This window comes from Lachnoclostridium sp. An138, assembly GCF_002160765.1.
GTDB lineage: Bacteria > Bacillota > Clostridia > Lachnospirales > Lachnospiraceae > Laedolimicola > Laedolimicola faecalis.
This window is the reverse complement of sequence record NZ_NFLF01000041.1, coordinates 1-6,571: the sequence shown is the minus strand read 5'-3', so window position 1 is coordinate 6,571 and position 6,571 is coordinate 1. Positions and strand designations below refer to the sequence as shown.

Genomic DNA, 6,571 nt, shown 5'->3' with positions numbered 1-6,571 from the left:
TATCAAGGTTCGCTGTGCATCTCTCAGACGCAACTTTGACATTTTATCATGTCCGTTCCTGTTTGTCAACAACTTTTTTAACTTTTTTTGAAGTTTTTGTTGTTTCCTTTTCAAGAACTCGTTGTCCCTCGAGACAGCTTAGTTAATTTACCACACTGGGAAACAAATGTCAACAGCTTTTTCGAATTTTTTCGATATTTTTTCCCTGATTTTCTCTCTGTTTTTTTCCTTGATTTTTCTTTATTTTCTTTCTTCCCTGTCTGGAGCCCTATAACCGGTGCACAACCGCAAAAACAGCCGCCTCTGAAAGGAGAACGGCTGCTTTTTCTGCTCTTTTCTATCTTCAGTTCTTTTCCAATTTCACTTCTTTCCTATTTCCCCCGGATGGCGTTATCTGCCATATGAGCTGCCAGTGCACGCTCCAGTTCCTTCTCTTCTTTTCTGAGAATCCATGTTCTGACCACAAATCCGATAACCACCGCCAAGAGTACAAACAGGGAAATTATATCCCAAAAACAGAAAGCCGCCATGTTATTTCCCATGTCCCCCTACTCTCCTTTTCTTATCTCAAGCTCTTCTTTCAGTTTTCTGATTTTTCTTTTCCGTCTGAAACCGTCGAGTATAAAAAGCAGAGATACCACAAGCGCCGCCAGCAAAATCCCCTTGTGAAAATCGCAGCGCCGGCTTTGAACCTGCTGCCCGGCCAGAGGGGTCTCATCGTCGTCAATCTCCGCTTCTTCCCCTTTGTCTCTTTTCTCTTCCGGCGCCGAGTCTGAGCCCACTTCCGCCAGCACATAGCTGTCTGTTATCTCATCTGACGTTCCTCCCGGCGCGCCGGTTTCTCCGGTCTCTGCCTCCTCCAATATTTCCTCTTTCAGGATTTCTTTCACATTCTTCTGTTCAGCCGGGACAGATACGCTGCCAGATTCCGGAGCGCCGCCTTCCTGACTGTCTTCTGCCAGGCTGTCCCCGCCTCCTGAGCCATCCCCATCTCCTGAACCGTCTCCGCCCGTTCCGGAATCCGGACTGTCCGGGCGGCTGTCTCCGCCGGGGTCCCAGGCCTCTTCTTCATCCGGCTGCCCGTTATGATTGCTGTCAACCTTGAAATATATCTTCAATATATTTTCCGGTCCGCTCCCCAGCTCAAATCGGATATCACTTCTGCTGATATCTACCACATATCCGGAAATTCTGCCGCTGCTTGACAGCACCCGATACCAGAACAGCGTCGTTCCTCTGATTCCATACCCTTTTATATCATCATATTCCTTTTCATTCCGTTCATACGAATCAGAGCCTGCTTCCTTCTGAAACCAGTACTGAACCGTATACGGAACGTATCTGCTGCTTTCGATTGGGATAAGCTTTGCCGTAAAACGGATAACTCCGTTTTCATCTGCTCCCGCAGTTGTATCTCCGGTAAACCGGAATACCTCATCCGGCTGATAGACTCTTCCGCCGTATTCCCATCCTTCAAAAATATACTTATCCCTGTCATACGCAGGAATCCCGCCGATCCGGGTCTCATGACTGTCCTCCGGAAAAATAGTATAAGTGCCTTCATCCGCTACGTCAGCTTCTTCTTCGCCGATCATATATTTTACGGTATACTGTTTCTTTTCCGCGGAAATATATACCTCCACATTATCCGACAGTCCGTCTGTAATATTAAACTGATACTGATATCCCTCCAGGCTCACTTCTTCCAGATCTTTGACATTCCACACCTGTATCTCCGGATGCGCCACGCCGCCGGCCAGCACCGTCACTTCAGGGTTGGTATAGCCCGTCAGGAGATTAAAATAAAATTCATTTCCCCACTGGCCGGTCTGCAGATATACCCGATTGAGGCTGCCTTTCTTAAAGCTCTCACCCGCGTAATCCCAGCCCATGATCTCATCCACGCCGTCCAGCTGTTTCAGAATAATTTCATCCCGGGCAGAACTTTTAAAATTTCCACCCGTCACTGTAATATCCGTATATACATTCTCAATGGTTACCGTATATTCATATTTGTAACGATTAGGCGTCCCCTGATCATGCCAGCATTTTGTCAGCTGGACCGTAACTCTTTCTCCTGATGAAAGTACAGACTCCGCATGAATATCTTTCCATTCTTCCGGATTATACGGCGTTCCGTAAGACGACGGCACCTGAACGCTCCCTCCGTTGATCTCCAGACCGTTCAAATGCCACTGCCTGAATCTTCCGGCCTCATAATCCCATCCTTCGCCCTCGCTGCTGTTCAGGTAAAAAACAAGAGCGTCTCCCGGCTGGACGGACGTTCCGGATTCCGGGAAACTGATATATCCGTTTAAAATATCTTTCTGCTCGTAGGAAAACACATACCCGGATACATCCATCTCTGAAATCGTCACAAACTGCGGTTCCCGCACATCCTCCACCGTGTATCTGGTCAGACCGGACCCACTGTCCTCCAGAACTCCCCGGGCGGAAATGTCCGTGCCGTTCACTGTCACCGCCAGTTCTTTCCCTTTGCCATCCGGAGCGGCCGTAAAAGAGTAAGACTGCCCCTCTTCCACCGTCTCCGGCCCGCTGTATGAAAGAACTGTAGAATAGGTAATCTCGTAGGTCTCCACATGTCTTTCGTAATGCAAAACGATTTCCCTGCCATCCAGCAGCAGCCCTGTACTGGTATCCTCTTTCGGCACATAGTAAAGCGTATCCTCAAAAGATCCGACCGCATAGATTTCATCTCCGCCGGCTGTGGTCCTGACGTAATCATACCCTTCAAGCTCCGGCTTCACTTCACTGCACACGCCCACAGACACAGAAGCCGGCGCTTCAGGAATGGCCTCTCCATTCTCATCCACCACTGAAACAGGAACTTCTGCCTCCTCCCGCGGCTCCAGTCTGAGCAGCTCCGCCGCAACCTCCTCTGCCGGCGCCCCGGTTTCAGGCGCCGCATAGACGGCCTCTGACAGCAGAAGCACTCCTGCCAGCAAAAATGCCGGTATTCTCTTGATCCGTCTCATCTTTTCCCTTCTTTCCTCAGCATTTCACTGCGGCTGCAGGATATTTATAATACCTATAAATATAAGACGGATATTTTAGTAAAAAAAGGTCACTTTCAGTAGGTAAATCTCGTAGAAAATTTGTCTTCTCCCTCTTTCAGGGGCAGATTCTCGCATACCACTCTTTCAATCCGGATATAAGATGTATTTTTCAGCTCCAGAACCAGCTGCGCAATCACGGATTCCTTTCCCTGCACTTCCATCTCCACACGCCCGTCGCTTAAATTCCGCACCCAGCCAGTCAGCCCCAGACGTCTGGCATAATAGGCAGACTGATAGCGGAAACCTACCCCCTGCACACGTCCGGAAAAAAAGAAATGTTTTCTAACCATGGCCTTTCCCCCTCATTTCCTTCTAACTCATCTTCGCATCCAGCTCAAACCAGAATTCCACGCCATTGTCATAATTCTGCACGCCGCATTCCCGGTGAAGAGACTCCATAATAGCCTTAACAATAGAAAGGCCGATGCCGCTTCCCCCGTATTCTCTTGTTCTCGCTTTGTCCACTTTATAGAATTTCTGCCATATCTTATCCAAATCCTCTTCCGGAATTGGGCGGCCCGTATTGAAGACTGAGACGCGGACCGTATCCGTTTCCTTCACAATCTTCACTTCAATCACCTTGTCAAATTCACAATGATTGATGGCATTGCTGATATAATTTGTCACGACCTCTTCTATCTTAAATTCATCTGCCCAGACGCTGATCTCTTCCGTCTCCTTGAAAATCAGATGAATCTCTTTCTGATTCATCAGGATTTTAGAGGAATTCAGCACATTCCGGATCAGAGCGGTGATGTCAAACCGCTCCATGGTAACCACATCGTTTCCGAACTCCAGCTGATTCAGCGAAAGCAGATTTTTCACCATGGTGTTCATCTTTCCAGCCTCATCCATAATGACCTCACAGTAGAAATCCCGGCTTTCCGCATCGTCATTGATACATTCCTTCAGGCCCTCCGCATACCCCTGAATCAGCGCAATCGGAGTCTTAAGCTCATGAGATACATTTGACAGAAACTCTTTCCGCATTTCGTCAATCTGAGTCTTCCGCTCAATATCCTTCTGCAGCTCGTTATTGGCCGTTTTCAGCTCCGAAATCGTCTTCTCCAGGGTCTCTGAAAGCTGATTGATATGATGGCCCAGAACCCCGATTTCATTCTGTACATCGGAAGTAAATTTCGCGTCGAAATCAAGTTCTGTCATGCGCCTGGAAATATCTGTAAGTTCAAGGACCGGCTCGGATATTCTTCTGGACAGCCACCAGATCAAAAGAGAACTTACCGCCACAGCCGCAAAGGCAATATAGAGGAAAAAGCGGTTGGAGATAGCCGCGCTCTCCCTGATGCTCTCCAGGGCCGTCTGCATGATAAAGGGTTCTCCGGTATCCAGCGTTCCTATGACTTCCAGATAATCAGCCTGTGTCAGATAATCTCTGCTCTCCCGCAGAGTATAATTTTCTTCCCTGTTCAGCACCGTCACTTCTCTGCTGTCTATTCCGAAAATGTAATTATACAGCTTTTGTTTTAGAATCTGATAATCACGATTCGTATACAGCCTGGGGGCTCCGCTGTTATCCATTACGAAGACAGAGATATTGTCTGTGCTGCAAATCAGATCCAGCTGGGAAATAAAATCCTCCTCATCCTCTCTTCCTTCCCGAAAGCCCTGATTCAGGATACTGTAAGCGCCAACCACGGTCTCCTTTTTATTATTCAGATAATATTCCTCCAGAAAGAGGGCGTTCACAAGCCCGCAGCAGAGGAAAGTTCCAGCCATTACGCCGATAAAGATACCGGCAAGCTGCCGTTTAATCGAATGTTTCATACCTGTGCCTCAAATCTATGCCTCAAATTTATAGCCCATGCCCCAGATAGTTTTGATCATATCTCCCTTATCCCCCAGCTTGCTCCGAAGTTTTTTTACATGGGTATCTATCGTTCTGGCATCTCCAAAATAATCGTAATTCCATACATTATTCAAAATCTTCTCCCTGGACAGGGCAATTCCCTGATTTTCCATAAAATAAGCCAGAAGCTCAAATTCCTTAAAGCTCAAGTCCAGCGTCTTTCCATCCAGCGTCACAATATGAGCCGCCTTATCCAGCTCAATTCCGCCTGCCCTCAGCACATCTCCTCCATCCCTGCCGCTGGTTCTGCGCAGGATAGCCTCCACTCTCGCCACAAGGATCTTCGGACTGAAGGGCTTGGAAATATACTCGTCCACACCCAGCTCAAACCCCTGCAGTTCATCCCGTTCATCTGATTTCGCTGTCAGCATAATAATCGGAACCCTGGAATAGGCGCGGATCTCTCTGCAGGTCTGCCACCCGTCCATTTTGGGCATCATCACATCCAGGATCACCAACGCGATGCCTTCCGTACCAAAAAAGATATCCAGGGCCTCCGCTCCGTTGCCCGCCTCCAGAACCTCAAAATTTTTCTTTATCAGAAAGTCCCGAACCAGCTTACGCATTCTGCTTTCGTCATCCACCACAAGAATTTTCAATTTATCCATAAAAAAATCCTCCTTGCCGTTCTCACGCTCTTATATATGTTTCTGATTATAGCAGGAAAATATGTTGCTTTTGTGAACAGAAAAGAAGAAGATTACGCGCCACAGTATTCCCGGCCAGGATAAGCAGCCCAAGCCATACACATCCCCGCCAGAAGCTCATTGGGACTCTGTGCCTGCTGCGGCACAGACGTTCTCTCGTCTCCTCCAGAACATAGCCTGCATATACCGCAGCGCTGTACGGCACGAGCGGATGGTACAGAAAAGATTTCACCAGTCTGCCCTTCAGCAAGGCAAGAACCGCGCGGGTCCCGCCGCAGGCCGGACACCAGAGTCCTGTAGTTCGGTAAATAAAACATGGAGGAATCTCAATAAATTCTTTTCCCACAGTAAAATAAAAAATCAGGCCGGCTGCCAGGATTCCCCCGGCTGCCAGACTGATTATATAAGCATAATCTCGATCTTTCATTTATTTCAGAAGCTTGATGCCTCCCAGCAGCGGAACCGGTTTTTCCTCTTCGTTAATAGCGGCAATCAGTCCCATAACCCAGCAGACAATCATAAAAATACCCCAAAGCCATCCGATACACGGGATCACGCTTAACAGGCTGAACAGCAGTATAACCAGAGCCTGATTCAGATGAAACTTTGCCCCTTCCTTGTCTCCTGCCACAAAGGCAATCACAAGGCCAATCCAGGTAAGGTAAGCTACAATTCCAGTTGTCTTTTTGTCCATAGTTTTCCCCTCTCATTCGCAACATTTTGTTAGACAGTTTCTAACTGCTCTTATTGTACTGCAATCATGGGTAAATGTCTACTGTTTACTGTTGTTTTTTTACTCTGACCGGCGGCGGAGCTGCCGCTGCATGCCGCGCCCGCAAAAAAAAGAAGCAGGACATGCTGTTGAACTGCTCCCCGTCAAGAGGACAGAGAAAAAATATAAAATTTTTCCGGCCAGCAGCTAAGCGTTGCTGGCCATATTTCATGCAGCACAGTACAACTCATATTTCTCCATCGGCGTT

At 47.9% G+C, this 6,571-nt stretch carries 7 protein-coding genes; all 7 read right to left on the bottom strand.

Annotated features, from left to right (window positions below):
- Nucleotides 1-371: 371 nt before the first annotated feature.
- The 7 genes from B5E82_RS18170 to B5E82_RS17525 all read right to left on the bottom strand — a co-directional run bounded on the left by B5E82_RS18170 (nt 372) and on the right by B5E82_RS17525 (nt 6,285).
- The gene (locus B5E82_RS18170; protein WP_162610817.1) at nt 372-542 is read right to left on the bottom strand and encodes a hypothetical protein; all 171 of its coding nucleotides are present in this window, start codon (nt 540-542) and stop codon (nt 372-374) included.
- A 6-nt stretch (nt 543-548) separates the two neighbouring features.
- The gene (locus B5E82_RS17550) at nt 549-2,996 is read right to left on the bottom strand and encodes a hypothetical protein (protein ID WP_087308815.1); all 2,448 of its coding nucleotides are present in this window, start codon (nt 2,994-2,996) and stop codon (nt 549-551) included.
- A gap of 95 nt (nt 2,997-3,091) precedes the next feature.
- Entirely contained in the window at nt 3,092-3,367 is a 276-nt protein-coding gene (locus B5E82_RS17545; protein ID WP_087308814.1) for an acylphosphatase, read from the bottom strand.
- Between the two features lie 22 nt (nt 3,368-3,389).
- The gene (locus B5E82_RS17540) at nt 3,390-4,862 is read right to left on the bottom strand and encodes a sensor histidine kinase (protein ID WP_087308813.1); all 1,473 of its coding nucleotides are present in this window, start codon (nt 4,860-4,862) and stop codon (nt 3,390-3,392) included.
- A 15-nt stretch (nt 4,863-4,877) separates the two neighbouring features.
- Nucleotides 4,878-5,552 carry a response regulator transcription factor gene (locus B5E82_RS17535; protein WP_087308812.1) on the bottom strand — a complete coding sequence of 225 codons (675 nt, stop codon included), beginning with the start codon at nt 5,550-5,552 and terminating at the stop codon, nt 4,878-4,880.
- A gap of 46 nt (nt 5,553-5,598) precedes the next feature.
- Nucleotides 5,599-6,018, bottom strand: coding sequence for a DUF2752 domain-containing protein (locus tag B5E82_RS18925; protein ID WP_087308811.1), 420 nt, complete (start codon nt 6,016-6,018; stop codon nt 5,599-5,601).
- Entirely contained in the window at nt 6,019-6,285 is a 267-nt protein-coding gene (locus B5E82_RS17525) for a hypothetical protein (protein WP_087308810.1), read from the bottom strand.
- Nucleotides 6,286-6,571: the final 286 nt, after the last annotated feature.